General features: G+C 38.5%; 5 protein-coding genes. 3 read left to right on the top strand and 2 right to left on the bottom strand.

Annotated elements, in window-relative coordinates:
- Nucleotides 1-255 precede the first annotated feature (255 nt).
- A complete protein-coding gene (locus tag BFU02S_RS15165) occupies nucleotides 256-573 on the top strand; it encodes a DUF3291 domain-containing protein (protein ID WP_235842087.1) in 318 nt (105 codons plus the stop codon).
- Nucleotides 459-719 carry a DUF3291 domain-containing protein gene (locus tag BFU02S_RS17565; RefSeq protein WP_268872912.1) on the top strand — a complete coding sequence of 87 codons (261 nt, stop codon included), beginning with the start codon at nucleotides 459-461 and terminating at the stop codon, nucleotides 717-719. Before BFU02S_RS15165 ends, BFU02S_RS17565 begins: the two co-directional genes overlap by 115 nt.
- Before the next feature lie 177 nt (nucleotides 720-896).
- On the opposite strand, the gene BFU02S_RS15170 is transcribed toward BFU02S_RS17565, so the two are convergent.
- Both BFU02S_RS15170 and BFU02S_RS15175 read right to left on the bottom strand, forming a co-directional pair.
- Nucleotides 897-1262: a HesB/IscA family protein gene (locus BFU02S_RS15170; protein WP_066372450.1), complete on the bottom strand. Its 366-nt coding sequence runs from the start codon at nucleotides 1260-1262 to the stop codon at nucleotides 897-899.
- Between the two features lie 117 nt (nucleotides 1263-1379).
- Nucleotides 1380-1619 (bottom strand): YuzB family protein, encoded by a 240-nt coding sequence (locus BFU02S_RS15175; protein ID WP_066372452.1) that lies wholly within the window; start codon nucleotides 1617-1619, stop codon nucleotides 1380-1382.
- Between the two features lie 259 nt (nucleotides 1620-1878).
- Here BFU02S_RS15175 and BFU02S_RS15180 point away from each other — a divergent pair, with 259 nt between their 5' ends.
- Entirely contained in the window at nucleotides 1879-2946 is a 1068-nt protein-coding gene (locus BFU02S_RS15180) for an NAD(P)/FAD-dependent oxidoreductase (RefSeq protein ID WP_066372454.1), read from the top strand.
- The last annotated feature ends 653 nt before the right edge of the window (nucleotides 2947-3599 follow it).

The raw sequence follows: 3599 nt of genomic DNA on the forward strand, positions 1-3599 counted from the left end.
CTTATGAGAAAGAACTATAGAATGAAGTAAAAGTGATTTGTTACTACGGAGGATTAAGTATGAATAATGTTAAAGCACATCTTGAAGATATCATTGAAAGATCATAACAGCTTAATCCATTGTTAATCGGCGTTTTATCAAGAGTTTATTCCTACTGGACAAAGATGGAAAGTGATTATTATCTATAATGAACGTCCACAAAAAGGGTATTTACTTGAATAAATCTAGGAAAAGACTTTAGATGGAGGGCTGTTTATGACGTTAGTTTCAATCTATACTGTTGGTAGGCTAAACCACCCCCTTGACTACCCTAACTCTCGTGAATTTTTTCAAGTAGGAAATGAAATATATCGTCAGGCAACTAAAACAGGACTTATAGAGGCGTTTTCCCCTGAAGGAGCCCCTTTCCCTGAAGAAACCATAAAGGGAAATGGTTCTTCTATTCTTACACTTACAGTATGGAGAAACCTTCATTCCTTATATCGTTTTACCTATTCAGGTCAGCATATGGAAGCATTAGAGATAGAAGCAGATGGATCGAGCCCTATCCAGAGAAACACCTTTCTTATTTAGTTTGGTGGACAGAAAAGGTGAAGGATGTCTCATGGAAGGAGGCATTCAATAGATACAACTATTATATTCAGCATGGTCCCACTCCTTTTGCATTTGATTTTAAGCACGCATTTGATGAAAAAGGGGATACATTCTTAATTAAGTAGCAGGTGTAGCTTTATTGACTAAGTCACAGGCTTACCTTTCTATAGACATAACAAGCCTCCTCAATAGTCATGTATTTCAACATTAACTATCAAGGAGGCATGTAATTCACAACCTTGAATTGGTTTTAGAGTTGTGAGTCCGTATTTTAGGCTTGTGTCTATTCCGTAATTCTAACCTTAGCATTCCTCCGGTGTACCCGCCTCTGTTGCCGTACGGAACGAGGAACCGCAGCCGCAAGAGGCAATGGCGTTCGGATTATCGATCGTAAATCCGCCGCCCATCATTGATTGTTTGTAATCAATTTTGGTGCCTTGTAAGATAGGAGCGCTTTCCTTATCGACAAGAATCTTTATTCCATATTGTTCAAACGAGTAATCGTCTTCCTTCTTTTCATGGTCAAAGCCCATACCGTAAGATAATCCGCTGCATCCGCCGCCTTTGACTCCTACGCGTAAAAAAGCGCCTTCTTCTTCATTATGCTTCATCATCTCTTTAATTTGCAGTGATGCTGCTTCTGTTAAAAAAATAACATCTTGGCTCATTGGTTCTCCTCCTTTTTGAGCACTTTAATATAGTATATACAGTTAATACCATGCCCTCAACTGATTTGTTTCTATTTTTATTTATATAATAAGGGAGCAATTGGCTCCCTTATTTTTTTAAAACATTGGGTTTTCTTCTAGATACTGATATATATTGTCAACCAGCTCTTCGGGAGTTCCACCTCTGACGATTTCGCCATTCACAAGTGCATAAAGAGTTTCAGCGCAGATCCCGCAATATCCGAGACACCCATATTCAATTATATCCAAATTAGGGTCTTTTTCCAATATTTCACGTGCTTTCTGTGCACCACTGGCAAGATTGCTGACGCAAAATTCAATGATCGGTTTAAACATGCTCTCACCTCTTCACTAACTTACAATCGTACTCCATTTATCAGACTTCGTCAAATTTTACGAGTGATTTTGTGTCGGTAACTGTTGTTATTTTGACACATTTTCGATATACTCTTACTTGGTGTGTTTTAATGACAGAATATTATTGATCCTATAATTTCTACTTAAATTACCAGTAAATTTTTTCACTCTTCTATGTCTTTTGTTACAAAATAACGAATAGAAAAACTAAAGGACAGCGTAAAAAGGGGAATTAAAAATGAAAAACCTTGTTATTCTTGGCGGCGGCTATGGCGGCATGAAAATTCTGCATGAATTGCTTCCTAATGAACTGCCTGAAGACGTTATGATTACACTTGTAGACCGCGTTCCATATCATTGCCTAAAGACTGAATACTATGCTTTAGCGGCCGGTACCATTTCAGATGTTCATGTCCGTGTCGCCTTTCCTGAACATCCGAGGCTTAAAGTGAAATATGGTGAAGTAATCGGAGTAGATACAAAGGCCAAGAAAGTCGAATTATTAAATGACGAAGCCATTGAGTATGACGACTTGGTTATCGGTTTAGGCTGTGAAGATAACTATCATAATGTCCCAGGTGCTGAACAGTTCACCTACAGCATCCAAAGTATTGGGAAATCTCGCGAAACTTATCAAGCCTTAAATAATCTTGGCCCTGGTTCCATTGTTGGTATTGTCGGGGCAGGTCTTAGCGGTGTGGAACTTGCCAGCGAACTTAGTGAAAGCCGCAAGGATCTTCATATTAAATTATTCGACCGTGGAAAACATATCCTTTCAGCTTTTCCGGACCGTCTTAGTAAATACGTTGAAAATTGGTTTATCAGCCATGGTGTAGAAATTATTAATAATTCCAATATCACAAAAGTAGAAGAAAATGTATTATACAATAACGATCAGCCAATTCATTGCGATGTTATTGTTTGGACTGCAGGAATTCAGGCTAATAAGATTGTAAGGGAAATGGAAGGAGAAAAAGACCGATCCGGCAGAATGATTATTACACCGCGGCATCACCTCCCACATGATGAACATGTATTTATTGTGGGTGACTGTGCAAGCCTACCTCATGCCCCAAGTGCACAACTTGCAGAAGGACAAGCAGTCCAAATTGTGGAGGTTTTAAAGAAGCGTTGGAAAGGTGAAGAACCTCCGGCATCATTCCCGCCAATCAAACTTAAGGGTGTACTCGGCTCCCTCGGCAAAAAACACGGATTTGGAATGATGGCTGACCGCCCTATCACCGGAAGAGTAGCTAGACTATTGAAATCCGGTGTTCTTTGGATGTATAAATTCCATAATGGATGAGGATTTTTAGGGTTTACCCTTGATTGGAACTTGAACAGTGCAGATTTTTCCTGATAAATATACTTAACACTAATAAAAATCAAGACGGGTTCTTTAACCCGTCTATTTTTTATTACTTTTTTGTTTTCCATCGTTAAAACAGTCATCTAATAGATAAAGAGTTTCGGTTTGAAGGGTATAACGTTACATTGGCACAAAAGATGGTTAGGAATTGACTATGCCATTAAACTTTTTATGACAACCTAAATGACATATTTATTTTAAATCCCAACAATAAATGTTATAACTTCCAATCTTATGAAAAATTTACTTTTTCTTTTTCCGCTACGTCATATACCCATTTTGGAAAGGATGAAGGAACTGTTTTCTAATCGACTCAACCTAGTTTTGTCCTTCATCTCCCGGATGAAGGACTGTTTTCGAGTCGACCAAACTCAGTTTTATCCTTCATCTCCCAAATGAAGGACTGTTTTCTGTTCGCTCTACCGAGTTTTGTCTTTCATCACCCCGATGAAAGACAGTTTTCTAATCGTCCCAACTTAGTTTTGTCCTTCATCACCCAAATGAAGAACAGTTTTCTGATCGACTCAACCTAGTTTTGTCCTTCATCTCCTCGATGAGGGACTGTTTTCGAGTCGACCAAACTCAGTTTT

Origin of the sequence: Neobacillus fumarioli NBRC 102428 (genome assembly GCF_001591485.1) — a bacterium.
Lineage (GTDB): Bacteria > Bacillota > Bacilli > Bacillales > Cytobacillaceae > Neobacillus > Neobacillus fumarioli.

Coding starts and splice junctions, on each gene's coding strand:
- BFU02S_RS17565 (WP_268872912.1), top strand. CDS start 459: ATGGAGAAACCTTCATTCCTTATATCGTTTTACCTATTCAGGTCAGCA.
- BFU02S_RS15165 (WP_235842087.1), top strand. CDS start 256: ATGACGTTAGTTTCAATCTATACTGTTGGTAGGCTAAACCACCCCCTT.
- BFU02S_RS15180 (WP_066372454.1), top strand. CDS start 1,879: ATGAAAAACCTTGTTATTCTTGGCGGCGGCTATGGCGGCATGAAAATT.
- BFU02S_RS15175 (WP_066372452.1), bottom strand. CDS start 1,619: ATGTTTAAACCGATCATTGAATTTTGCGTCAGCAATCTTGCCAGTGGT.
- BFU02S_RS15170 (WP_066372450.1), bottom strand. CDS start 1,262: ATGAGCCAAGATGTTATTTTTTTAACAGAAGCAGCATCACTGCAAATT.